Source organism: Caulobacter sp. GW821-FHT11E11, assembly GCF_058808315.1.
In genome coordinates, this window is sequence record NZ_JBXARO010000001.1 from 70,356 (window position 1) to 94,600 (window position 24,245).

General features: G+C 68.9%; 20 protein-coding genes, 1 tRNA gene and 1 pseudogene. 11 read left to right on the forward strand and 11 right to left on the reverse strand.

Annotated features, from left to right (window positions below):
• Positions 1 to 55: 55 nt before the first annotated feature.
• Entirely contained in the window at positions 56 to 934 is an 879-nt protein-coding gene (locus tag AC1RR5_RS00340; RefSeq protein ID WP_492919126.1) for a bifunctional regulator KidO, read from the reverse strand.
• On the opposite strand from AC1RR5_RS00340, the pseudogene AC1RR5_RS00345 reads away from it, so the two are divergent.
• Positions 927 to 2,008, forward strand: a pseudogene (locus AC1RR5_RS00345) (XdhC family protein). The gene AC1RR5_RS00340 and the pseudogene AC1RR5_RS00345 overlap by 8 nt on opposite strands.
• Here AC1RR5_RS00345 and AC1RR5_RS00350 read toward each other — a convergent pair.
• The gene (locus AC1RR5_RS00350) at positions 2,005 to 2,760 is read right to left on the reverse strand and encodes a creatininase family protein (RefSeq protein WP_492919127.1); all 756 of its coding nucleotides are present in this window, start codon (positions 2,758 to 2,760) and stop codon (positions 2,005 to 2,007) included. The pseudogene AC1RR5_RS00345 and the gene AC1RR5_RS00350 sit on opposite strands and share 4 nt — an antisense overlap.
• A gap of 156 nt (positions 2,761 to 2,916) precedes the next feature.
• On the opposite strand from AC1RR5_RS00350, the gene acs reads away from it, so the two are divergent.
• Genes acs through AC1RR5_RS00370 form a run of 4 tightly spaced genes read left to right on the forward strand, consistent with a single transcriptional unit; the run spans position 2,917 to position 7,484 of the window.
• Positions 2,917 to 4,860: an acetate--CoA ligase gene (gene acs / locus AC1RR5_RS00355; protein WP_492919783.1), complete on the forward strand. Its 1,944-nt coding sequence runs from the start codon at positions 2,917 to 2,919 to the stop codon at positions 4,858 to 4,860.
• Positions 4,861 to 4,894: 34 nt separating this feature from the next.
• Positions 4,895 to 5,452 carry an SRPBCC family protein gene (locus tag AC1RR5_RS00360; RefSeq protein WP_492919128.1) on the forward strand — a complete coding sequence of 186 codons (558 nt, stop codon included), beginning with the start codon at positions 4,895 to 4,897 and terminating at the stop codon, positions 5,450 to 5,452.
• A complete protein-coding gene (locus tag AC1RR5_RS00365) occupies positions 5,449 to 5,859 on the forward strand; it encodes a thiol-disulfide oxidoreductase DCC family protein (RefSeq protein ID WP_492919129.1) in 411 nt (136 codons plus the stop codon). The genes AC1RR5_RS00360 and AC1RR5_RS00365 overlap by 4 nt, the downstream gene beginning before the upstream one ends.
• Positions 5,856 to 7,484: a DUF4166 domain-containing protein gene (locus tag AC1RR5_RS00370; RefSeq protein ID WP_492919130.1), complete on the forward strand. Its 1,629-nt coding sequence runs from the start codon at positions 5,856 to 5,858 to the stop codon at positions 7,482 to 7,484. The genes AC1RR5_RS00365 and AC1RR5_RS00370 overlap by 4 nt, the downstream gene beginning before the upstream one ends.
• Here AC1RR5_RS00370 and AC1RR5_RS00375 read toward each other — a convergent pair.
• A complete protein-coding gene (locus AC1RR5_RS00375; RefSeq protein ID WP_492919131.1) occupies positions 7,481 to 9,997 on the reverse strand; it encodes an HWE histidine kinase domain-containing protein in 2,517 nt (838 codons plus the stop codon). The genes AC1RR5_RS00370 and AC1RR5_RS00375 overlap by 4 nt on opposite strands.
• Positions 9,984 to 10,574: a biliverdin-producing heme oxygenase gene (locus AC1RR5_RS00380; protein ID WP_492919132.1), complete on the reverse strand. Its 591-nt coding sequence runs from the start codon at positions 10,572 to 10,574 to the stop codon at positions 9,984 to 9,986. Before AC1RR5_RS00380 ends, AC1RR5_RS00375 begins: the two co-directional genes overlap by 14 nt.
• Before the next feature lie 165 nt (positions 10,575 to 10,739).
• Here AC1RR5_RS00380 and AC1RR5_RS00385 point away from each other — a divergent pair, with 165 nt between their 5' ends.
• Positions 10,740 to 13,601, forward strand: a complete 2,862-nt coding sequence (locus AC1RR5_RS00385; protein ID WP_492919133.1) for a M16 family metallopeptidase — start codon at positions 10,740 to 10,742, stop codon at positions 13,599 to 13,601.
• A 34-nt stretch (positions 13,602 to 13,635) separates the two neighbouring features.
• Positions 13,636 to 14,865, forward strand: coding sequence for a flavin monoamine oxidase family protein (locus AC1RR5_RS00390; RefSeq protein ID WP_492919134.1), 1,230 nt, complete (start codon positions 13,636 to 13,638; stop codon positions 14,863 to 14,865).
• Here AC1RR5_RS00390 and mscL read toward each other — a convergent pair.
• From mscL to aroA, 6 genes are all read right to left on the reverse strand, one after another.
• Positions 14,858 to 15,280, reverse strand: coding sequence for a large-conductance mechanosensitive channel protein MscL (mscL, locus tag AC1RR5_RS00395; protein WP_492919135.1), 423 nt, complete (start codon positions 15,278 to 15,280; stop codon positions 14,858 to 14,860). The genes AC1RR5_RS00390 and mscL overlap by 8 nt on opposite strands.
• Positions 15,281 to 15,364: 84 nt before the next feature.
• Positions 15,365 to 15,655 carry an integration host factor subunit beta gene (locus AC1RR5_RS00400; protein ID WP_004617135.1) on the reverse strand — a complete coding sequence of 97 codons (291 nt, stop codon included), beginning with the start codon at positions 15,653 to 15,655 and terminating at the stop codon, positions 15,365 to 15,367.
• A gap of 117 nt (positions 15,656 to 15,772) precedes the next feature.
• Positions 15,773 to 17,734, reverse strand: a complete 1,962-nt coding sequence (locus AC1RR5_RS00405) for a DUF3857 domain-containing protein (RefSeq protein ID WP_492919136.1) — start codon at positions 17,732 to 17,734, stop codon at positions 15,773 to 15,775.
• Between the two features lie 117 nt (positions 17,735 to 17,851).
• Positions 17,852 to 19,561, reverse strand: a complete 1,710-nt coding sequence (rpsA, locus tag AC1RR5_RS00410; RefSeq protein WP_492084042.1) for a 30S ribosomal protein S1 — start codon at positions 19,559 to 19,561, stop codon at positions 17,852 to 17,854.
• Between the two features lie 160 nt (positions 19,562 to 19,721).
• Positions 19,722 to 20,354 carry a (d)CMP kinase gene (gene cmk, locus AC1RR5_RS00415; RefSeq protein WP_492919137.1) on the reverse strand — a complete coding sequence of 211 codons (633 nt, stop codon included), beginning with the start codon at positions 20,352 to 20,354 and terminating at the stop codon, positions 19,722 to 19,724.
• Positions 20,355 to 20,356: 2 nt separating this feature from the next.
• Positions 20,357 to 21,688 (reverse strand): 3-phosphoshikimate 1-carboxyvinyltransferase, encoded by a 1,332-nt coding sequence (gene aroA / locus AC1RR5_RS00420; RefSeq protein WP_492919138.1) that lies wholly within the window; start codon positions 21,686 to 21,688, stop codon positions 20,357 to 20,359.
• Positions 21,689 to 21,805: 117 nt separating this feature from the next.
• Here aroA and AC1RR5_RS00425 point away from each other — a divergent pair, with 117 nt between their 5' ends.
• The 4 genes from AC1RR5_RS00425 (at position 21,806) to AC1RR5_RS00440 (ending at position 23,659) form a co-directional block, all read left to right on the forward strand.
• Complete coding sequence (locus tag AC1RR5_RS00425; RefSeq protein ID WP_454718415.1) at positions 21,806 to 22,273, forward strand: TIGR02300 family protein; 468 nt, start codon at positions 21,806 to 21,808, stop codon at positions 22,271 to 22,273.
• Between the two features lie 338 nt (positions 22,274 to 22,611).
• A tRNA-Ala gene (locus AC1RR5_RS00430) sits at positions 22,612 to 22,687 on the forward strand.
• 186 nt (positions 22,688 to 22,873) lie between these two features.
• The gene (locus tag AC1RR5_RS00435) at positions 22,874 to 23,302 is read left to right on the forward strand and encodes an Hsp20 family protein (protein WP_492919139.1); all 429 of its coding nucleotides are present in this window, start codon (positions 22,874 to 22,876) and stop codon (positions 23,300 to 23,302) included.
• Between the two features lie 84 nt (positions 23,303 to 23,386).
• Positions 23,387 to 23,659, forward strand: coding sequence for a DUF1150 family protein (locus tag AC1RR5_RS00440; RefSeq protein ID WP_492084047.1), 273 nt, complete (start codon positions 23,387 to 23,389; stop codon positions 23,657 to 23,659).
• Between the two features lie 40 nt (positions 23,660 to 23,699).
• On the opposite strand, the gene ptsN is transcribed toward AC1RR5_RS00440, so the two are convergent.
• A complete protein-coding gene (gene ptsN, locus AC1RR5_RS00445; protein ID WP_492919140.1) occupies positions 23,700 to 24,164 on the reverse strand; it encodes a PTS IIA-like nitrogen regulatory protein PtsN in 465 nt (154 codons plus the stop codon).
• Positions 24,165 to 24,245: the final 81 nt, after the last annotated feature.

A 24,245-nucleotide genomic window follows, 5' to 3' on the forward strand; every position in this document is an offset into this window, starting at 1 on the left:
AACGAAGCGCGGCCAATCCGACCGTCACAGTGTCTCTGGTGATTCCAGATTTAGATCAGGCGACCCAACGTCGCGGGTCGAGCGCGACCGGATCGTCGATGGCCATCTCGTCCCAGTCGAGGTCCGGCGGCGGGCTCGAGGCAGCGGCGACCACAGCTGACAGCTCGGCGGCCGAGTTGACGCCAACCAGCACGGCCGAGCCTTCCGGGCGCGACAGGGCAAAGCCCAAAGCCGCTTGAAGCGGGTCCGAACGGCCCTCGGCGATCATCCGGCGCACGCGCGACAGACGGCCCGAGGCGCCCTTCAGCTGGGCCGGGACGCGATCGGGCGGCAGGAACAGCAGGCCGTTCAGGAAGATCGAGCGCAGGTGCACCTCGACGCCCATGCCGGCGATGCGTTGCAGCGAACCGTCGGCCAGCAGGCGCTGGTCCAGCAGCGAGGCCGGGGCTTGCAGGATGTCGGGCTTGAAGCGTTTGGCGACGCCGACCGGATCGTCGGTGGCGTGGGCCGCGACGCCGATCTTGGCGAACAGACCCTGGTCCTTCAGGCGCTGCAGGCGGTCCCACAGGGCCGCGCCGTGCGGGCCGAACAGCTCCGAGGGCGAATGGACGATGATCGAATCAGCGCGCTCGACGCCGATGCGGCGCAGCGTGGCGCGGGCCTCGGCCTCGACATAGTCGGGACCACGGTCGGCGCGGGCCGTCGCGATGGTGACGCGGAACGGCACCGGGCGCGGAATGAGGTCGCCCAGCACGGTCTCGGCGCGGCCGAACAGCCCGGAGGCGTCCAGCACCGACAGGCGGGCGCGGGCGGCGATATTGAGGATGTCGCGCGTCTCGGCTTCAGGCGAACGGCCGCGCGGCGCCGACGAGCTACCGCCGTCGAGGCCGAACTGGGCTGCCGCCAGACCGAGTTTTGAGACCGAAATGGACATCGCCATCCGTGCGCGAAACATCAAACAGATGCGAACGGTACGCGCCAAGGTTTGAACATCAGGTTTCTGGAAACTTGCCGAGGCGTTAACATCCTCAGGATGACCGACGCCTACTCAGACGACGCCTGGCCGATGCACGGCATGGCCGACGACGCCCGCCCCGCCTTGGCTGCGGCGCTTTCCCGGGGTCCCGCGGCCCTCGCCACCATCATCGCCCTGGGCGGCGGCGGACCGCGTCCGGTCGGCGCCCAGATGGTGTTCGGCGAAAAAATAGTTTCGGGCTTCCTCTCCGGAGGTTGCATCGAGGCCGACGTCGAGGTGCATGCCAAGGCGTGCCTGGCCGATGGCCAGCCGCGGCGCCTGGTCTATGGCGAAGGCAGTCCCTGGCCGGACATCCGCCTGTTGTGCGGCGCGCGCATCGAGATCCTGGTCGAGAAGATCGCGCCCGACGATCCGGCCGTCCGCACCCTGCTGGACCTGGCGGCCGCCCGCGCGCCGGCCTTCTGGGTCACCGATGGCCTCAAGCGCCTGTGCGTCGAGGAGCCACAGGCGCTTTGGACTGGCGCGTTCGAGCGCGCCTACGACCCGACGCCGCGCCTGATCGTGCTGGGCGGCGATCCCACGGCCCTCGCCGTCGCCAGCCTCGGCGCGCAGTCGGGCTTCGAGACCCATCTGGTCCGTCCGAAGGGTCCGGAAGCCCCGCCGCCGCTGGCCGATGTCGCCTATCGCCGCGAGGCCGCCGCCGAGGCCCTGGCCGCGATCGGCCTGGACGCCTGGACCGCCGTCGCCGTCTGCGGTCACGACATCGAGCTGGACCACGAGGCCCTGCTGACCGCCCTGCCCTCGCCCGCGCCCTATGTCGGCCTGCTGGGCGCGCGACGCCGCCTGCCCGAGCGGATCGCGCGACTGAAGGTGGCCGGGCTCACCGATCGCGATCTGGCCAAGCTGCGCGCCCCGATCGGCCTAGACCTGGGCGGCAAGGCCCCGTTCGAGGTCGCCGTGGCGGTGATCGGCGAGATCATGGCCGCGCGCCACGGCCAGCCCGTGATCGCGCGGCGGGTGGTCGAGGCCTAGGCCGGAACGCGCTCGTTTCCGAACGCGGCGATGTCTTCGAGCAGGGCATTGGCCGCCATGTCGACCAGCTCGCCGCCCTTCTCGGGGGTGGCCTGGGCCGGATCGGAGCCCATGCGGCCGTCGGCGTAGCGGGCGCGGAAGTCCAGGGCCTCGCGGATCGGGCCGGTCGGGGCGATCCGAGGTTCATAGGCCGTGGTCTTGATCGTCTCCGGATAGGCCCACTGGGTCACCGCGATCTCGGACGGCGTCGCGTGCGAACCGTGGCCGGTCGGGAATTGGCGGTTGGCCAGGGCGTTGACGCCGGCCAGGTCCCACCAGTTCTTCAGCTTCAGGGCGAACGGCGCGCGGGCCTGGCGGAAACTGTAGTCGGCATAGATCTCCGAGAAGGCCGCCTCGATCGAGGCCACGTTGCCGCCGTGGCCGTTCAGGAAATAGATCCTGGTGAAGCCGTGGGCGCCCAGCGACCGCACCCAGTCGCCGATCGCGGCAATGAAGGTCGAGGGCCGCAGGAAGATGGTGCCCGGGAACGCCAGGTGGTGCTGGGCCATGCCGATGTTGAAGGTCGGGGCCACCAGGATCCGATCGCCCGCCCGCTTGCTGGCCTCGTGGGCGATGATCTCCGGGCACAGCCAGTCTGTGCCCAGCAGGCCCGTCGGTCCGTGCTGCTCGTTCGACCCGATCGGCACCACCACGGTCTGGCTGGTCTGGATGCGGGCCTCGATCTCGGACCAGGTCGACAGGGCGAGCAGCATAGGAAAACTCCGGGCATATAGAGGAGACGACGCTTTACGCCCCTCATATAGGGCCGTCATCTTCCGACCGTATCCGAAGCAGAAACCCCATTGGTCTTCTTGCGCCGGGCGCCGCGCTTCGCCTATTCCGGCGACCAACAAAATAAGGGAGTACGGCTGGTGAGCGACGGACAGGTTTTCCCGGTTCCCGAGGGTCTGGCAAAGAGCGCGCATATCGACGCCGCCGCCTATGAGGCCGCCGTGGCGCGCGTCGAGGCCGATCCGGAAGGCTACTGGCGCGACATCGCGGCCCGGCTCGACTGGATCAAGGCCCCGACCAGGATCAAGGACGTCTCGTACGCCAAGGACGACTTCCGCATCCGCTGGTACGAGGACGGCGTCCTCAACGTCTCGGCCAACTGCCTGGACCGCCACCTGCCGGCCAAGAAGGACGACGTCGCCCTGATCTTCGAAGGCGACGAGCCGGGCGTCTCCTCCACCCTGACCTACGGCCAGCTGCACGAGGAGGTTTGCCGCATGGCCAACGTCCTCAAGGACTTGGGCGTCAAGAAGGGCGACCGGGTCACGATCTACCTGCCGATGGTTCCGCTGGCCGCCGCCGCCATGCTGGCCTGCGCCCGCATCGGTGCGGTGCACTCGGTGGTGTTCGGTGGCTTCTCGCCCGACAGCATCGCCGGCCGCATCAAGGACTGCGAGTCGCGGATCGTCATCACCGCCGACCAGGGCCGTCGCGGCGGCAAGCGCGTACCGCTGAAGGCCAATGTCGACGAGGCGCTCCTGCAGTGCCCCGAGGTCGAGAAGGTGCTGCTGATCCGCTGGACCGGCGCCGAGGTCCCGGTCGTGGAAGGCCGCGACGTGGTCTGGGAAGACGTCCGCGACGCCGCTTCACCGGTGTGCGAACCCGAGCCGATGAACGCCGAGGACCCGCTGTTCATCCTCTACACCTCGGGCTCGACGGGTAAGCCCAAGGGCGTGCTGCACACCACCGGCGGCTACCTGGCCTGGGCCTCTTGGACGTTCTGGGCGGTGTTCGACTACAAGCCTGGCGAAGTGTTCTGGTGCACGGCCGACGTGGGCTGGGTCACCGGCCACAGCTACGTCGTCTACGGCCCGCTGGCCAATGGCGGCACCAGCCTGATCTTCGAAGGCGTGCCGAACTATCCGACCCCCAGCCGGTTCTGGGAGGTGGTCGACAAGCACAAGGTCGAGATCTTCTACACCGCCCCGACGGCCCTGCGCGCCCTGATGCGCGAGGGCGACGAGCACGTGACCAAGAACGACCTGTCGTCCCTGCGGGTGCTGGGCAGCGTCGGCGAGCCGATCAATCCGGAAGCCTGGCTCTGGTACCACCGCGTGGTCGGCAAGGAGCGCCTGCCGATCGTCGACACCTGGTGGCAGACCGAGACCGGCGGCATGCTGATCACCCCGCTGCCGGGGGCCACCGACCTGAAGCCGGGCTCGGCCTCCAAGCCGCTGCCGGGCGTCAAGCCGCAGTTGGTCGACGCAGAAGGCGGCGTGCTGGAAGGCGCGACCGAGGGCAATCTCGTCATCACCGACAGCTGGCCGGGCCAGATGCGCACGGTCTATGGCGACCACGGCCGCTTCTTCGAGACCTATTTCTCGACCTATCCCGGCAAGTACTTCACCGGCGACGGCTGCCGCCGCGACGCCGACGGCTATTACTGGATCACCGGCCGGGTCGACGACGTGATCAACGTCTCGGGCCACCGCCTGGGCACCGCCGAGATCGAGAGCGCCCTGGTCGCCCACGAGACCGTCGCCGAGGCCGCCGTGGTCGGCTATCCGCACGACATCAAGGGCCAGGGCGTCTACGCCTATGTGACCCTGAAGGCCGGTGTCGAGGCCACCGACCAGCTGCGCAAGGACCTGATCCTGTGGGTCCGCCACGAGATCGGCCCGTTCGCCGCGCCGGACGTCCTGCAATGGGCGCCGGGCCTGCCCAAGACCCGCTCGGGCAAGATCATGCGCCGCATCCTGCGCAAGATCGCCGAAAACGAGCTGGGGAGCCTGGGCGACACCTCGACCCTGGCCGATCCGTCGGTGGTCGATGACCTCGTGAAAAATCGCGCGGGAAAGTAACCAAGGGCAAGCCGGCTGCGTTAGCTTGAGTGTGATGCGCCGGCTTGTTCCCCTTCTCGCAGCCCTGACCCTTGTCGGCCCCGCCCAGGCGGCGGCCGCGTGGGACATCAAGAGCGACGGCATCGCGGTCGAGGCCCATGCCGACGACCGTGGCCGGGGCATAGTCCGGGCCAGCATCGACATCGACGCCCCGCCCGCCGTCGTCTTCCGCGTCATCCTGGACTGCGACCGCGCCGCCCGCATGAGCCCCGGCGTCAAGAGCTGCCGCGTCGTTTCGCGCGCCCCGGACGGGACCGAGATCCGCGAGCACACGGTGCGCTGGAGCTTCTTCTTGCCGACCATGCGCTCGACCTCGCGCGTGATCCTGACGCCGGATCGCGAGATCCGCTTCACCTGCATCGGCGGCGACATCCGGGCCTGCGACGGCTCGTGGCGGCTGGAGCCTTTGGAGGGGGGACAGCGCACCCGCGTCACCTACGACATGTGGGCCACGTCGCCCTTCGCCGTACCGGCCGGCATGATCAGCGGCATGATGCGCAAGGACGTGCCAAACTCGCTGAAGGCGCTGCGGCGCGAGTGCGAGGGACGATGAGGCAAGAACCCGACGGCCTTTGGCTGTTCGACGGCGTCTGCAATTTCTGCACGGGCTCGGTGCAGGCGGTGCTGCGCCTGGACCGCAAGGGCGTCATCCGCTTCACGCCGATCCAGTCTCCGTATGGCCGAGAGCTCGCCGTGAAGCACGGCATCGATCCCGAGACGCCCGAGAGCTTCCTGTTCCTCGACCACGGCCAGGCCCTGGCCAAGACCGCCGCGATCGGGGCGCTGCTGCGCCGGCTGGACGCCCCCTGGCGCTGGCTGGCCTTCATCGACCGCCTGCCGCGTGGCCCGACCGACGCGGCCTATGACTGGATCGCCCGCAACCGCTACCGGCTGATGGGCAAGAAGGATCGCTGCATGGTCCCGACGCCGGAACAGCGGGCGCGGTTCATCCTCGAATGAGCCGGCGCATCATCCTGGTCGGCGCCAGCGGCGTCTTCGGCACGCGCCTGGCCGCCATGATCGCTCGCTGGCCGGACGTCGTTCTGGTGCTCGCCGCCCGACGGCGCGAACCGCTGGAGGCCCTGCGCGATCGCCTTGAGGGCCCGGCGACGATCGAGATCATGACCTTCGACCGCAACACCCCCGAAGGCCTGGACGCCTTCGCCGTGGTCGACGCGGCCGGACCGTTCCAGACCAGTGACTTGCGCCTGGCCAAGGCAGCCCTGGCCGCCGGCGCGCACTATGTCGACCTCGCCGACGGCCGGGCGTTCGTCGAGCAGTTCCCTCAGGAGATGGCCGATGCGGTCACCGCCGCGAACCGCTGGGCGATCACCGGGGCCAGCTCGACCCCGGCGCTGAGCACGGGGGCGCTGGATCGCCTGACCGCCGGCTGGAGCCGCATCGACGCTGTGACCACCGCCATCTCGCCCGGCGCGGACGCCCCGCGTGGCCCGTCGGTGATCGCGGCGATCTTCTCGTGGACAGGCCGACCGGTGCGGGTGTTCGAAGGCGGGGCGTGGACCAAGCGACCGGGCTGGAGCGGGTCTCGCAAGGAACTCTTCCCGGGCCTGGGTCGCCGCTGGGTCGCCCTGGCCGAGACGCCAGATCTCGACATGCTGCCGCGCCGCTACAGGCCGCGCCATGTCGGCCGCTTCGAGGCCGGGCTGGAGCTGCCGATCGCCCACCACGGCCTGGCGCTGCTGGGCTGGGCGCGGCGCAAGCGGCTGGTCAAGGATCTGACGCCGTTCGCCAACCCGCTGGGCGTCATGGCCGACCTGCTGGCGCGCTTCGGAACCGATCGCGGCGGCATGGTCGTCGAGGCCGTCGGCAAGGACGCCCAGCGCCAGACGATCCGCGCCCGCTGGGGCCTGTGGGCCGAGGCCGGCGCAGGACCGAACACGCCCGCGTCACCCGCCGCCGCGATCCTGCGCGCCCTGCTTGACGACCGCCTGGCCGGTCCGCCCCGCGCCACGCCCTGCGTCGGCCTTCTGCCGCTGGAGCATCTGCTCGCCCCGCTGACGCCCTTCCCGATCCGCACCCGCATCGACATGGCCTTGCCCCGCGCCAAGGGCGTCTTCGCCCGCGCGCTGGGCCCGCGCCTGACCGCCATGCCTGAGGTCGTGCAGCAGGCCCATGACGGCTCGGCCAGAACCCTGACCGGCTGGGCGCGCGGACGCGGCGCTGGCGGTCCCGCTCGCCTGGTCCGGATGCTGCAAGGCCTGCCCGAGCGCGGCCGGCACGAGACCGCCGTCAGCATCGCATCCGATGACCTGGGCGAGACCTGGACCCGCCGGTTCGGAACCCGCCGCTTCCGCTCGCGCATCGTCCGGGTTCGCGAAGACGCCTACGCCTTCGAGGAGACGGCCGGCCCGCTGACCTTCCGCTTCCACGCCGCCGACTATCCGGGCGGCTTCTCGTGGATGTTCGAAGGTTGGCGGATCGGACCGCTGACCCTGCCCGCCGCCTGGGCCCCGCGCGTGCGAGCCCGGACCTTCGCCCGCGACGGCGTCTACCGCTTCCGCGTGCTGGTGGCCCACCCGTGGATCGGGGTGATCTTCGGCTATAGCGGGCGCTTAAGTCTCTAGAACAGCGCCGCCACGCTCTCGGCGCTGTAGGGCTTCTGCAGCACCGGGGTCTCCTTGAAGCGCTCCGGGAAGGCCGCGCTGTCCCCGAAACCGGTCCCGAAGGCGAACGGGATGCCGGCCTCCTGCAGGGCCTCGGCCACCGGGAAGCTGGTCTCCTGGCCCAGATTGACGTCCAGGATCGCGAACGGCGGCTTTTCCTCGGCCAGGGCTTCGAAGGCCTGGGTAACGCTGGAGGCGACCGTGATGTGCTTGACGCCCAGGCGGGCCAGCATGTCCTCGAGGTCGAGGGCGATGATCATGTTGTCTTCCAGCACCAGCATGCGCTCGGGCGCGCGCACGGGCGTGTCGGCGCGGCGCGGCTGGTTGACCGTGGCGGTCACGCCCTCGGTGGAGACATAGCGACCCGGGATACGGATACGGGCCTGGAAGCCTTCCGTCCGATAGTCCAGCGTCACCTCGCCGTTCAGGTCGTGCGGGATCGAGTGCTCGATGATGGTCGAGCCGAAGCCCCGGCGGGTGGGCGGGACGACCAGCGGGCCGTCCTTCTCGCGCCAGTCGATGATCAGGTCGCCCCTGGCGTCGCGCGCCCAGTCGATCATCACCTGGCCGCGCTGGTCGCACAGGGCGCCGTACTTCGCCGAGTTGGTCATCAGCTCGTGGATGACCAGGGACAGGATCGAGAAGGCGTCCGGCGCCAGGGCGGTCGGCGCGCCGTTCAGCTTCACGCGCTCGGCCTTGCTCGACAGATAGGCCTCGGCCTCGGCGGTGATCAGGTCGGAGAGGGCGCCGGGCCCCCACTGGTGACGGGTGATCTGGTCGTGGGCGCGGGCCAGGGCCTGGACGCGGCCGCCGACCACCTCGGCGAACTCCTCGACGCTGGAGACGCCCGAGCGACTCTGGGTGATCAGGCCGCGGATCAGGCCGAGGATGTTGCGCACCCGGTGGTTCAGCTCCGCGATCAGGAGTTCCTGGCGCTGGTTGGCGCGCTGGCGCTCCTCGTCGGCCAGGTCGGTCAGGCGGAAGACGATTTCCAGCAGGCTGGCGCGCATGCTCTCGGCCAGCGACCGCTCGACGGTGGTCCACGGCCGGCTCTGGCCGCGCACGGTCTCTTCCCAGACCTCGAAACTCTTGCGCGGGGTCAGGCGGTCGCCCATCGGGCCGACCTGGACCAGCTTGGCCGGCTTGCCCGCCCACACCACCGTCTGGGCCTCCTCCTTGCGGAAGAAGATCAAATAGTCGCGCGGCGCTCGCGACAGCGGGATGGCCATCATGCCGGCGGCGCGGCCGGGCCAGGCGGCGGCCGAAGGCAGCAGGCTGGCGATCTCGTTGGTGGCGAACACCGCGTGGGTGTCCTTGTCGCGCAGCAGCCGGATCAGGGTGTGGACGTCGCTGGCGTCGGGCGTGGAGTCGCGCAGCGTCAGCCGGCCTTCCAGCCACACCGCCAGGCCGTCGCAGTGGATCAGGCGGCAAAGGTCGTCGAGATAGGGGTTGAGGCTGTCGGCGCCCTGGTTGGCCTTGACCACCGCGTTCATCATGCGGTCGTGCAGGTTGCGGGCTTCGGCCATGCGCCGGGTCTCGATCTCGCGCTCGCGGCTCTCCAGGGTCAGGGAGAACAGCTGGCCGAACAGCTCGGCGGCCGTGCGGCGCTCGTAGCTGATGTGCTTGGGCGCATAGTGGTGGCAGGCGAACAGGCCCCACAGCTTGCCGTCGCGCAGGATCGAGATCGACAGCGAGGCCGACACGCCCATGTTGCGCAGATATTCCAGGTGGATCGGCGAGACGGCCCGCAGCATGCTCATCGACAGGTCGACGGGCTCGCCCGAGACGCTGACCTGCGGGACGATCGGCGAGATCTCGGCGTCGACGTCGGCGATGATCCGCAGCCAGCTGCGCTCATAGAGGGCGCGGGCCTGCACCGGAATGTCCTGGGCGGGATAGCGCTGACCCAGGAACGAGCCGATGCCGGGCCGCACGGACTCGGCGATCACCTCGCCGGCGCCATCGTGGCCGAAGCGATAGACCATCACCCGGTCGAACTCGGTCAGCGCGCGCACCTGGCGGGCGGCCTCGTGGCAGAACTCCTCGAAGGTCGGGCGGGCGGCGATGCGCGTGGTCATCGAGCGCACGGCCGAGGCGGCCTCGATCAGGGCGTCGGCCTGACTGGGCTCGCCCTCGACGATCAGCAGGCGGCCGGAATAGTGCAAAGCGAGGTCGAAATCCTCGCCGCCGTCGACCAGCGGCTGGCCGAACATCCGCTCGACCGCGTCGGCGCCGCGCATGATCTGCAGGCGGCCCCGGATATTGTGGATGGCGTGGCCGCTCATCACCTGGGTCAGCGGCTTGCCCAGCAGGTCTTCCGGCGACAGACCCAGATAGCGCAGGCTGGTGGTCGAGGCGTGGACGATCTGCCAGTCGGAATTGACGGCCAGCAGGAAGCCGAACGGCTGCACCGAGCCCAGAATGTGGATCGGCTCCCGGTCGCAGTTGGTCAGGTCGACCTCAAACCCGGACATGGGCGCCATTTCGGACATTCAAGGCTCCAGACGGGGCGCGTCTCTCGAAGGCGTCCGAGAAACACTGGAAGCCATATCGCGCGCCCGCTTCGGCCTCGTCTGTCCGAAACCCGACTTTGGGTATTGCGTCCAGCCACGCCAGGAACGTGCGCCACAGATCCTGGCCTTCGCCGTGATTCAGATAGGCCAGCGGCAGGCCGGCCCCGGCGGCGCGGACCTGACGGGCCAGGAACCTGGCGCCCAGGCGCGAACCCTCCAGCACGTAGAGCAGGCCGGCGGCGAAGGCGGGGGAAGGAGCCTCGGCGGGCTCGAACGATGGCGGCGTGAGACCCAGTTCGGCCAGGTCGGCGAACAGGGCCGCGCGGCGCGCCCGCTGGGGCCAGTCCGGCAACCGCTGAGTGACGCCGGCCCGTTCCAGGGCCAGCTCCAGCGGCGCGAGGGCGGCGTATGAGGCGGTCAGGAAAGCGCCGTAGCCGATGGGCGTCTCGATCCGCCAGCCCGTGACGATGGCGTCCAGCGCCGCGTGATCGTCGGACGTGGCCGCGCGCAAGCGGTCACGGAGCGAAGTTTCGAACAAGCTTTTCCCCACACGCATCGGCCCTATCGGTGCGAGGGGGCGAGACGACCAATTGTAACACTGACGGCGCCGCTTGGTTCCAGCCGCACATGACAGCTCGGTAAGGTTTACCGGCGAACACGCGGTGCTAGGGTCGCGCCCGACGCCTTTCGGAGACCTCCGCGCATGATCCGCACCGCCAAGCTGGCCCTCGCAGCCGCCGCTCTTTCCACGACGGCGCTATCGCCGCTAGCCATGGCGGCGACGAAGGCCAAACCGAAGCCGGCTGCCGCCGCGCCGGCGGCCTCGGCCATCGCCGTGCCGCCGATCGTCTACCAGCAGCGCGTGCTGGCCAACGGCCTGAAGGTCTACACCTCGCGCGACACCACGACGCCGAACGTCTCGGTGCAGGTCTGGTACGGCGTCGGCTCCAAGGACGACCCGCACGGCCGCTCGGGCTTCGCGCACCTGTTCGAACACCTGATGTTCAAGGCCACGCGCAATATGCCCAACGAGACGCTGGACCGCCTGACCGAGGACGTCGGCGGCTTCAACAACGCCTCCACCTGGGACGACTTCACCAACTATTACGAGGTCGCGCCGGCCAACCACCTGGAACGCCTGATCTGGGCCGAGGCCGACCGCCTGAAGTCGCTGGTCATCGACGAGTCGGTGTTCGCCTCCGAACGCGACGTCGTGAAGGAGGAGCTGCGCCAGCGCGTGCTGGCCGATCCCTACGGCCGCTTCTTCGCGCTCTCGATCCCGCAGCAGTCGTTCACGACCCACCCTTACCAGCGCCCCGGCATCGGCTCGATCGAGGAGCTGGACGCGGCGACCGTGGACGACGTGCGGGCCTTCCACCGCACCTACTATCGCCCGGACAACGCGGCGCTGATCGTCGTCGGCAATTTCGACCAGGCCAAGCTGGACGCGATGATCGACCAGTACTTCAACCCGATCGCCAAGCCGGCGGGCGACATCCCCAAGGTCACCGTGGTCGAGCCGGCCCGCACGGGTCCGAAGTCGGTCAACACCTATGGTCCCAACGTGCCGCTGCCGGCCCTGGCCATCACCTGGCTGGCGCCCGCCGCCGCCGACAAGGACACGCCGGCCCTGACCGTGCTGGACGCGGTCCTGTCGGCCGGCAAGTCCTCGCGCCTGTATGACAGCCTGGTCTACGACCAGAAGATCGCCCAGTCGGTGTTCTCCAGCGCCCCCAACAACGCCCAGCCGGGCCTGTTCTACGTCGGCGCGGTGATGGCCGGCGGCAAGACGGTGGCCCAGGGCGAGGCCGCGCTGCGCGCCCAGGTCGCCCGGTTCCGCGATGGCCTGGTCACCCCCGCCGAGCTGGCCGAGGCCAAGGCCGGCCTGCTGGCCGACGCCGTCCGCAAGCGCGAGGAGATCGACGGCCGCGGCTTCGCGATCGGCTATGGCCTGGAGACCGAAGGCGACGCCGCCTCGGCCAATACCAGCCTGGCCAAGCTGCAGGCCGTCACCGCCGCCGATCTCCAGCGCGTCGCCAGGAAGTACCTGGCCGACGACCGCCGCACAGTGATCCGCTATCTGCCGGAAAAGGACCGCCCGGCCGGTGAAAAGGACGCCACGCCGCCGATCCCCAAGGTCGCTTCGGTCAAGTACGACGGCCCCGTCACCGTCCTGGCCCCCGAGGGCGAGCGCGAGAAGATCCCGGCCATCGCCGCCCCGGTCGACGCCGTGCTGCCGACCCCGGCCGAAAAGACCCTGGCCAACGGCCTGCGGGTCATCGTCGCCAAGTCCAGCGACCTGCCGCTGATCACCGCCGACCTGACCGTCAAGGGCGGGGCCAGCTCCGACCCGGCCGGCCTGGCCGGCACCTCGAACCTGACCTCGGAACTGCTGACCGAAGGCACCACCAGCCGCTCGGCCACCCAGATCGCCCGCGAGACCGAGGCCCTGGGCGCCAATCTGGAAGCCGGCTCGGGCTGGGAAGCCGCCTCGCTGACCCTCAGCGTCACGGCCAACAACGCCGCCCCGGCCATGGCCATCATGGCCGACGTCGCCCAGCACCCGGCCTTCTCGACCGAGGAACTGGACCGCGTGCGCACCGAGACCTTGGACGGCCTGTCGGTCTCGTTCCAGCGTCCGGGGACCCTGGCCGCCTTCGCCACCGCGCCGGTGCTCTATGCGGGCTCGGCCTATGGCCACGTGGCCGGCGGCACGCCCGGCTCGCTGCCCAAGGTCAAGCGCACGGATCTCGCCAAGACCCACGCCGCCTACTGGCGTCCGGACAACGCGGTGCTGGTGCTGACCGGCAACCTGACGCCGGAAGCCGGCTTTGCTTTGGCCGAGAAGGCGTTCGGCGGCTGGAAGAAGCCCGCCACCGCCGCGCCCGCCGCGCCCGCCGCCCCGACCGGCTACAAGCCCCGCAACCTGGTCATCGACCTGCCGGGCACCGGCCAGGCGGCCGTCACCCTGGCCAAGCCGGCCATCACTCGCGCCGACCCGAACTACTACCAGGGCATCGTCGCCAACACGGTGCTGGGCGTGGGTTATTCCTCGCGCCTGAACCAGGAGATCCGCATCAAGCGCGGCCTGTCGTACGGCGCCGGCTCCAGCTTGACCCCGCAGGGGCGCTTTGGCGGCTTCTCGGCCCGGGTGCAGACCAAGAACCCGTCGGCCGGCGAGGTCGTCACCCTGACCCGCGCCGAGCTGACCCGCCTGGGCGCCGAACCGGCCTCGGTCGGCGAGCTGTCGGCCCGGAAGTCGGTGCTGGTGGGCGGTTTCGGCCGTGACCTGGGCACCTCTGAAGGCCTGGCCAACATCCTGGGCAACCTGGCCGTCTACGGCGTGCCGCTGACCGAGATCCAGAGCTACGCGACCAAGGTCGAGGCCGTGACTCCGGGCGAGGTCCAGGCCTTCGCCAAGACCTATCTGGATCCCGCCCAGATGAGCGTCATCGTGGCCGGCGACGCCAAGGCGATGGGCGAGGACCTGACCAAGGCCGCGCCGAACGCCACGGTGATCCCGGTCGACAAGCTGGACCTCGACGCGACCAGCCTGCAAAAGTAAGGGCCGTATTGGTCCCACGATCCGATGAGGTCTCATGGACGAGGTCGACATCGCGATCGTGGGCGCCGGCGCCGCTGGCCTGGCCGCCGCTGAGGCCGTGGCCGCCAGCGGCCTGACGGGCGTCCTCCTGGAAGCCCGCGACCGCCTCGGGGGTCGCGCCCATACGATCCCGTCCTCCCTCGGCCCCATCGACCTTGGTTGCGAGTGGCTGCACTCGGCCGACGAGAACCCGCTGGTGGCCAAGGTCGAGGCCCTGGGTCTGACCATCGACAAGACCCCGCCACCCTGGGCCAACATCACCGAAAACCCGGTCTTCAGCCGCGAAGAGCGCATGGCGTTCGGCGAGGCCTTCCTGGCCCTGGACGCGCGAATCGAGGCGGCGGCGCGCGACGGCGGCCCTGACCGCCCGGCCTCGGACCTGATGGACCCGGCCAGCCCCTGGACCCCGCTGCTGAACGCCTTCAGCGCCTTCTACAACGGGGCGGAGTTCGACCAGGTCTCGCTGCACGACTACGCGGCCTATGAGGACACCGAGGTCAACTGGCGGGTCGCCGAGGGCTATGGCGCGGCCATCGCCGGCCTGGGCGGCAAGCTGCCGACGCGGCTGTCGTGCCCGGTCACTATGATCCGCCACGACGGCCCGCGCGTGGCGCTGGAGACGGCCCTGGGGACCCTCTCGGCGCGAGCCGTGATCGTCTGCGTGCCGACCCCGATCCTGGCCCTAGGCGGCCTTCGTTTCATGCCCGCTTTGCCCGACAAGCTGGACGCCGCCGCCGGCCTGCCGCTGGGTCTGGCCGACAAGGTGTTCCTGTCGCTGGATGAGCCGGAGATGTTCCCGGCCGAGACCCAGCTCTATTCCGATCCCCACACCACGGCGACCGGGGCCTATCACCTGCGGCCGCTGCACAAGCCGATGATCGAGGTGTTCCTGGGCGGCGCCCATGCCCGGTCGCTGGAAGGCCAGGGCCCTGGCGCGGCGGCGGCCTTCGCGATCGATGGCTTGGTCGGCGTCTATGGCGCCGACATCCGGTCAAAGGTGCATGTGCTGGCCGAGACCCACTGGGCCGCCGACCCGTTCGCCGGCGGCTCCTATTCCCACGCCCTGCCCGGCCATGCGGGCGCGCGGGCCGTGCTGGCCGCGCCCGTGGACCAGCGGCTGTTCTTCGCGGGCGAGGCCTGCAGCCCAAACTTCTTCTCCACCGCCCACGGCGCCTGGCTGACGGGCCAGGCGGCCGCTCGGGAGGCGATCGCGAGCCTTACCTAGCCGGCTTGGCCAGCAGATCCCGGATCTCGGTCAGCAGCTTCTCTTCCGGGGTCGGGGCCGGCGGGGCCGACGGCGCGGGCTCGGCGGCGTCGGCGCGACGGATGCTGTTCACGCCCTTGACCAGCAGGAACACCACGGCCGCGACGATGAAGAACTGGATCAGAGTGTTGATGAAGGCGCCGTACTGGATCGACACCTTCTCGATCGCCTCGGTCGCCGGATTCTCGGGCTTGAGCACCCATTCCAGCTTGGAGAAGTCGAGGCCGCCGGTCAGCAGGCCGATCGGCGGCATGATCACCTGGTCGACCAGGCTTTTGACGATGCCGTTGAAGGCCGCGCCGATGATCACGCCGACGGCCAGGTCGATGACGTTGCCGCGCGAGATGAACTCGCGGAATTCCTTGACGACGCTCATGACAGATCCCTCGCTGCCTTAAAAACAAGGCGCAAAGGCTGGAGGCGTTCGGCTCCCAGGGTCAAGCCCAGGAGACAATCGTTGTTATTCGTCGCCGTCGGCGTTCAGGCGGGCGCGCAGTTCCTTGCCGCTCTTGAAGAACGGCACGTGCTTGGCGCGGACCTCGACGGCCTCGCCGGTGCGCGGGTTACGGCCGGTGCGAGCGGGACGCGAACGGACCGACAGGGCCCCGAAACCACGAAGTTCGACACGGCCACCGTCTTCCAGCGCGCCGATCATACGCTCCAGGATCACGCCGACTACGCGTTCGACGTCCTTCTGCGTCAGGTGCGGATTTTCATTCGCGAGCCTGGCGATGAGTTCAGACTTGATCATCGATATCCCCGGAACGCCCTTGGAGGAGAAAGGCGCGAGCGGACCTTTGCCCAACGACGGCTGAGTCTTCAAGGGGTTGCGTGCGATTCTCGAACGAGGTTCGGTTAACGTGCCCGCTCATGAACCCTTCGGCGCGCGGACGATCTGGGCCTGCTCGGACATCCTGCGGCGAACCTTGTTGACCTCCTCGGCCTCGGCGGCGGGGATCTCGCGGCCCAACGACCGGGTGCTGTCGACGAAACGGGCCACGCCGTCCTTGACCTCGGCGAGCTGGCTCACCTGATCGTTGGCGACGCGACCGTCGAACGTCGGCCCCTTGACGGCGAAACCGGCGCCGCCGTTGGGCAGCACCACCTCGGTCGTCGTGATGTTGTAGTTCGGGAAGGGCGTGGCGTAGGGCGCATCGACATTCGGACCGGGCTCGCGACGCGGGAACAGGGTCGCTCGGCCGGCGCCGCTGCCCGGCTTGCGCCATTCGCGCACGCCCAAATCATCGTTCAGCCGCCATTCCATGTCGGCCGTGCCGATCATCGTCATCGTCGTCTCGCCGGCGTCGGACACCAGCCACTCGATCCGGTCGAGCGTGATCCAGCCATAGGCGGCCGAGAAACTCTGCTTGAACTGGCGGTCGACGTCAGCCCGGGGCGCGACCTCCAGCATGCGGGCCAGGGTCAGGCCCTTCTCCCCGCGCAGGGTCATGACCGCCCGGACCGGCGCCGGCTTGTCGAGACCGGCCGAGGCGTCGATGCGCATCACGCCCTCGGCGTCGGGCTTGCTCAGCGGTGTTTGTTCGATCGGCTCCAGGGTCGCGCCGGCCGCGCGGACCGGCAGGCCCCAGCGCCAGGCGGGCGGCTCCAGCGCATCCAGGCCGCCACGATCGCCATTGCGGGTGCCGTCCAGCCAATAGGCCTTGCCGTCGATGCGCGCGCGCACCAGCACGTGGTTGAACTGGGCGGCGGCCGGAACGCGCTGGTCCAGGCCGTCGGGGCCCATGGTCATCACCAGCACCGGCTCGGCCTCGACCCCCAGCTCGCGCAGGATGGCCAGCAGCAGCACGGTCTTGCCCTTGCAGTCGCCGAAGCGGCGCGACCAGGTCTGGTCGGCGGGCGCGGGCTTGTAGCCGCCGTCGCCCATGCCCAGGAACAGGTAGCGGGTCTTGTCCTCGACCAGCTTCAGGGCGGCGAAGGCGCGCGCCTTGGGATCGGGACTGGCGGCGGCGATGGCGGCGATCTCGGCCTTGAGCGGCGAGTCCGGCGCCAGGGTCGCGGCCTTGGCGTACAGCGGCGCCATGCGCGCGGAGACGTCTTCCCAGCCACGATAGGTGGTGGCCTGGAACTCGCCCACGCGGGCGAAGCGGACCGGCGCGCCGATCGGCATCTTCGGCGCGACGGCGCCGCTGAGATCGACCAGCAGCTCGTGCGTGCGGCCCGTCTTGGAAAGCTTGGGCTCGGGGAAGGCCGTCATGGCCTTCCACGTCAACGGCACGGCGTCGTCCCACAGCAGCCGCACGCGGTAGCGCCCGGCGACGCCGGACCAGCCCATGCGTTCGAAGTCGTTGGTGCGTCCGCCCACCACCGGGTCCCGGCGTTCCTGGGTATAGGCCCAGTCGACGACGTCGCCGACCTGCAGGTCGTTGAGCTGGATCGAGGCCGTCATCCGGCCGTCCAGCATGGCCCGCTCCATGTTCTTCTCGCGGCGCAGGACCAGGACGTCCTTGCCGTCCTTGAGCAGGTCGATGCGCTGGCCGCCCCGGATGATCGCCAGGGCGTGCAGGGTGACGGTTTCGCGCTCGGGATCCCAGGTCAGGCTGCGCGACCCGCCCTGCAGGCCTTCCGACCGCAGGATCTTGACCACGCGGCGGTTGTAGTAGGCCGAACCCGCGCCGTCGTGCAGGGACTGGTTGTCGTCCAGCAGGAGCTGGCTGGCCGGGGCCTGGTCGTCGGCGGGCGGGGCCGGGATGTCGGCCACCTGCACCCACTTGGCCGGCGGGCCATAGGCGGGCTTGTCGGCCGCCCACGCGGCGCTCGACAGGGCTGCGACCGACACCGCGGCGAAAGCCGCCGTTTTCCAAACCTGCACGCCACATCCCCCAAGGAAACTCAACCTGAGGATAGTTCTGACAGGGTTTCTCGCAAAAGAAAACGGCGGCGGGATTGCTCCCGCCGCCGCTGACTTCAACTCACAAGGCGTGGAAGACTATTCCTTGGAAGCGCGCTCGCGGAGAGCGGCGCCCAGGATGTCGCCCAGCGAAGCGCCGGAGTCCGACGAGCCGAACTGCTCGATGGCTTCCTTCTCTTCGGCCATTTCCAGCGACTTGATCGACAGCGAGACGCGGCGAGCGGCCTTGTCCACGTTGGTGATCTGAGCGTCGATGCGGTCGCCCACAGCGAAGCGCTCGGGGCGCTGTTCCTGACGATCGCGCGACAGGTCCGACTTGCGGATGAAGGCGGTCATCGGGGCGTCGTCTTCACCGAAGCGGACTTCGATGCCGCCCGAGGTGACTTCCGTGACGGTGACGGTCACGGTCTGGTTCTTGCGGAAGGTGTCGCCCGACATCGGGTCGCCAGCCAGCTGCTTGATGCCCAGCGAGATGCGTTCCTTCTCGATGTCGACATCCAGGACCTTCGCCTTGACGACGTCGCCCTTCTTGTAGCGCGCCATGGCTTCTTCGCCCGGGACGCTCCAGTCGATGTCCGACAGGTGCACCATGCCGTCGATGTCGTTGTCGAGGCCGATGAACAGACCGAATTCGGTCGCGTTCTTGACTTCGCCTTCAACCGACGAGCCGACCGGGTGAGCTTCCACGAAGGCTTCCCACGGGTTGGCCAGGGCCTGCTTCAGGCCCAGCGAAACGCGGCGCTTGGACGGATCGACGTCCAGCACGACCACGTCGACTTCTTGCGAGGTCGAGACGATCTTGCCGGGGTGGACGTTCTTCTTGGTCCAGGACATTTCCGAGACGTGCACCAGGCCTTCAACGCCGGCTTCCAGCTCCACGAAGGCGCCGTAGTCGGTGATGTTGGTGATGCGGCCCGTGAACTTGGCGCCGACCGGGTACTTGGCTTCAACACCATCCCACGGATCCGACTGCAGCTGCTTCATGCCGAGGCTGATGCGCTGGGTGTCCGGGTTGATCTTGACGATCTGCACCTTGACGGTGTCGCCAACGGCCAGGACTTGCGACGGGTGGTTGACGCGCTTCCAGCTCATGTCGGTGACGTGCAGCAGGCCGTCGATGCCGCCCAGGTCAACGAACGCACCGTAGTCGGTGATGTTCTTGACGACGCCTTCGCGGATTTCACCCTCTTGCAGCTGCGACACCAGTTCGGTGCGCTGCTCGGCGCGGGCTTCTTCCAGGATGGCGCGACGCGAGACGACGATGTTGCCGCGCGGACGGTCCATCTTCAGGATGGCGAAGGGCTGTTCCTTGCCCATCAGCGGACCGACGTCGCGGACCGGACGGATGTCGACTTGCGAGCCCGGCAGGAAGGCCGAAGCGCCGCCCAGGTCGACGGTGAAGCCACCCTTCACGCGGCCGACGATGGCGCCCATGACGGGTTCGTTGCGGGCGTAGACGCCTTCCAGACGGGTCCAGGCTTCTTCGCGCTTGGCCTTTTCGCGGCTGATGACCGCTTCGCCCATCGCGTTTTCGAGGCGTTCCAGGAACACTTCGACGGTGTCGCCGGTCTTGATGGTGGCCTTGCCGTTCTCGTCGACGCCGAATTCCTTCAGCTGGACGCGACCTTCGGTCTTCAGACCGACGTCGATGATGGCGAAGTCCTTTTCGATCCCGACGACCAGACCCTTGACGACGGTGCCTTCCGCGAAGTCGCGGCCGCCCATCGAGTCGTTCAGCAGCGCTTCGAAATCGTCGCGCGTCGGGTTGAAGCTCATATCGTCAGCCATGCTGATCTTTAGTCTCGTAGGTTGGGGGAAGCCCTGTAGCGAGCGCCGCTGGAGAAAGCGGTTCTCGGGATTCCGGATGAAGTGGGGTGTCTGCGGATCCCGCGATGTTCTCTCTATCGCGGCGAGGTCGGCGGTGGATTTGCCCTGCAGAGCCTGAGCTCTAACGGGCGCGCGCGTCCTCGACGATACGGCGGGCCGCATCGAAGGCCTGCTCTATACTCATTTCAGAGGTGTCGAGCAAGACGGCGTCCACGGCCTGCGTCATCGGCGCGTCCTTGCGGCCGCCGTCGCGTTCGTCACGCTTGCGGATATCGGCCAGGATCTCGTCGAAGGTGACGCTTTCGCCTTGGCCGACCAGTTGTTTCCAGCGGCGGTCGGCGCGGACCTCGGGGCTGGCGGTGACGTAGAGCTTGGCCGGCGCCTCGGGGGCGATGACCGTGCCGATGTCACGGCCGTCGATCACCGCGCCGGACTCTTGCGTGGCGAAGGCGCGCTGCAGGTCGAACAGGGCCGAGCGCACGCCGGGGTGCACGGCGCAGCGGCTGGCGGCTTCGCCGGCAGCGCGGGTGCGCACCTCCGGCTTTTCCAGTTCGGCGAGCGTCAGGCCGCGCGCCTGGGTTTCAGCGAAGGCCGGATCGTCGAGATCGCCGTCGGCGCCGAGGATCCGCACGCCGACGGCGCGATACAGCAGGCCGGTGTCCAGCATCGGCAGGCCGTAGGCGGCCGCCAGGCGCGAGGCGATGGTGCCCTTGCCCGAGGCGGCCGGACCGTCGACGGCGATCACGAAGCCCATGTTCAGGCCTCGCTCAGCGTCGCGCCCAGGCCGCGCATCAGGTCGGCGAAGCCGGGGAAGCTGGTGGCGATCATGCCCGGCTCGTCGACCGAGACGGCCTCTCGCGAGGCCATGCCCAGGATCAGGTGGCTCATGGCGATGCGGTGATCGCCGTGGGTGACCACCGTGGCCCCGCCCTTGGGCGGCTGGCCGTCGCCGGTGACGATGAAGCCTTCCGGCTCCTCGACCACCTTGACGCCGCAGGCCTTCAGGCCGTTGGCGGTCAGGCTGATGCGGTCGCTTTCCTTGACGCGCATCTCGCCGACGCCGCGCATCACCGTCTCGCCGTCGGCGAAGGCGGCGGCGATGGCCAGGATCGGATATTCGTCGATCATCGACGGCGCGCGCTCGGGCGGGACGACCACGCCCTTGAGCTTGGAGTAGCGGGCGGTGATGTCGCCGACATCCTCGCCGCTGGCAACGCGCTGGTTCGAGATCACCAGGTCGGCGCCCATTTCCTGCAGCGTGGTGAAGAGGCCGGTGCGCAGGTCGTTGAGCATCACGCCCTCGACCGTCACTTCCGAGCCCGGAACGATCAGGCCGGCCACCAGCGGGAAGGCCGCCGACGACGGATCGCCGGGCACCGCGACGTGGGTGCCGGTCAGCTTCTGGCCCTCGGGCAGCCGGATGTGGCGCACGGTGTGGTCACCGGCCTTGCGGTCCTCGACGATCACCTCGGCCCCGAAGGCGCGCAGCATGCGCTCGGTGTGGTCGCGGGTGGCTTCCGGCTCGATGACCTCGACGCCGCCCTCGGCGTGCAGGCCGGCCAGCAGCACGGCCGACTTCACCTGGGCCGAGGCCATGGGCAGGGTGTAGTTCAGGCCGCGCAGATTGCCGCCCTTCAGGGTCAGGGGCAGGCGGCCCTTGTCGCGGCCCAGCCAGGTCGCACCCATGCGGGCCAGCGGATCCAGCACCCGGCTCATCGGGCGGCCACGCAGCGAGCTGTCGCCGGTGAAGGTGGCGCACAGGGCGAAACCGGCGGCCGCGCCCATGATCAGGCGCACGCCGGTGCCGGCGTTGCCGCAGTCGATCACGTTAGTCGGCTCCTGGAAGCCGCCCTGGCCCTCGATCCGCCAGCGACCAACGCCTTCCTGCTCGATGCGCGCGCCGAAGGCCTGCATGGCCCGCGCGGTGGCGAGAACATCGTCGCCTTCCAGCAGACCCTCGACCGTCGTCGTCCCGGACGCCAGCGCGCCCAGGATCATCGATCTATGGGAAATGGACTTGTCACCCGGGGCCCGCACGATCCCTCGCAGAGCGCCTGCGGGTGCGCTCTTCAATCCAGCCGACGACATGCCGAAACCGGCTCCTTAGTACTTGGTGGTTTTCGCGAAGGGGTTTGCTTTTGACAGCGGGCTCTCGTCATGGCAAGTGACCGGCCGCTTTTCCCATCCGGATCAAAGGGTCGCCACTTGGCCAATCCCGAATTGGGCGCAAAACAAATTTGCCCCAACTGCCAATCCAAATTCTACGATCTCGACCGTCGTCCGGCCGTGTGCCCGAAGTGCGGTGAGTCGTTCGACCCGGAAGAGGCGCTGAAATCGCGCCGCGTCCGGGCTCGCTCGATCACGCCGGACTACGACGCCGAGGACGAGAAGCCCGCCCCCGCTCCCAAGGACGAGGACGGCTTCGAGGACGAGGCCGATGAAACGCCGGAACTCGACAAGGTCGAGCCGGACGTCATCGAGACCGAGGACGAAGACGCCGATCCGGGCGCGCCGACCCCCGCGGGCGGTGACGACCTGGGCGTCGACTTCGCCGAGGACGAAGACCTCGCCGAAGACGAAGCCGACGACGTTCCGTTCCTGGAGGACGAGGACGACGACGACAATCTCGACGATGAAATCGAAGGTCTGCCCGGCGAGGGCGACGAAGACTAATCGTCGGGAGTGATCCCTTCGTGGCGGAGCGCGTTAGGCAAAAGTGTTAGCGGTTTGGCCGTGTAACGCGCTCCCTCTAGGGATTGAGAGCCTGTTTATCTGGTTCAGGTGTCCCACCTGAACCGGACAGGCTCTCCCGGTTTCGGGCTTCTGAAACCGGCTATCCACAGGGGTTTTCCGGGGTGCGACACTTTTCTCGAAAAAAGTTCGCGAAGGGGGTTGATCCCCGAAAAATCCCGGACTAGTTTCCGCGCCTCTTCGGAGGGCGACGCAAGTCGGAAACGCCGAAGAGACCAATGATTTCCGAGAGTTACCGCAAGGTTCTCGAAGAGAAATTTGGGGCTATAGCTCAGCTGGTAGAGCGCTTGAATGGCATTCAAGAGGTCAGCGGTTCGACTCCGCTTAGCTCCACCATCAAGGCCCGGACGGAAACGTCCGGGCCTTGTCCATTTCTGGACCCAAGTTACCCCATCCTCTTGAACCGCCTCCCCTCTTGAAGAGATTGGTCACGGTCGCCATTTCTGGATCCGTGTCGCGGGGATCGGCGCCGGTCCTCGGGCTTTTCTCCGCGAACGAAGTCGCTTGAGCGAGGACTTCGCGATGAACCGGACGATCCTGTTCGACAGCCCCTTCCTGCTGGGCTTCGAACACACCCGAGATCTGATCGAGCGCGCCGCCAAGGCCGCCTCGGAAAGCTATCCCCCCTACAATGTCGAGCAGGCCGACCACGGCGGCGTGCGCATCACCTTGGCGGTGGCGGGCTTCTCGCCCGACCAGCTGCAGGTGACGGTCGAGGGCGGGCAGCTGGTGGTCGCCGGCAAGCGCGACAACGTCGATGCCCGTACGGAGGCCGAGCGGGCCTTCCTGCACCGTGGGATCGCCGCCCGGGGCTTCGTGCGCACCTTCGTCCTCGCCGAGGGCATGGAGGTCACCGCAGCGACCCTGGAGCATGGCCTGCTGCACATCGATCTGGCGCGCCCCGAACCCGAGCGTCTCGTCAAAAGAATTCCCATTCGCAGCGCGGGCTGAAAGCCGCGCGGAGCTCGCCTCTCAAGCCGTGGCTCTGAACCGGCTGGAGAAAGGCGCGTTCCCTAGTTCAAGGAGGTGGTCATCATGACGCCCAACACCCACTACAACAGCCCGCTCTTCACGAGCGAAGCGTTCGCGGCCCTTGGCGCGCCTGACCTCGTCTATGTCCGGCCGATCAAGGCCGCCGAGATCCTCGCCGACGTGCCGGAAGGCGTGGAGGACTTCAACCTCGCGCCCGACCAGACCCTGTACGCGGTCTGCCGCGCCGACGGCGCCCGCCTGGCCGTGATGATCGACCGCGACACGGCGATCGCCGCCGCCCTGGCCCATGAACTGGCCCCGGTGTCGGTCCACTAACCCGGAAACGAAAGAGGGCCCCTGAAGGGGCCCTCTGGTCTCACGCCGCGGTGCTGGTCGCCTCGTGCGTCAGCAGCACATGTATGGCGTCCGCCGACCGCGCCTGGCGCAGGGCCAAGCGCATTTCAGGCTGGCGCATCATCCGCGCGACGCGGGCCAGGGCGCGCAGGTGCGCGGCATTGGCCTCGCGGGGGGCGAACAAAGCCACCAGAAGGTCCACGGGCTTGTCGTCGAGGGCGTCGAAGGCCACCGGCGTATCCAGGCGCACCACGACCGCGCGGACGCGGTCAAGGCCGTCCAGCCGCGCGTGCGGGATGGCGACGCCTTCGCCCACGCCGGTCGAGCCGGCGGCTTCACGGTCGACGAGGCCTTCGAGAGCCGCTTCGGCGTCGACGCCGAGCACACGGCCCGCCACATCGGCGACCATGGAAAGAACTTGGCGCTTGCCGGGCGCGCCAGCGCGTAGCGCCACCGCCCCGGGGTCCAGTAGATCGCCGATAGTCATGGACGTAACCAACGCTCGCTCGCTGCCGACTGCCTTGGCGCCGTCGCCGCGGATCCGCCGCGACGGCGCCAGACCCTGACA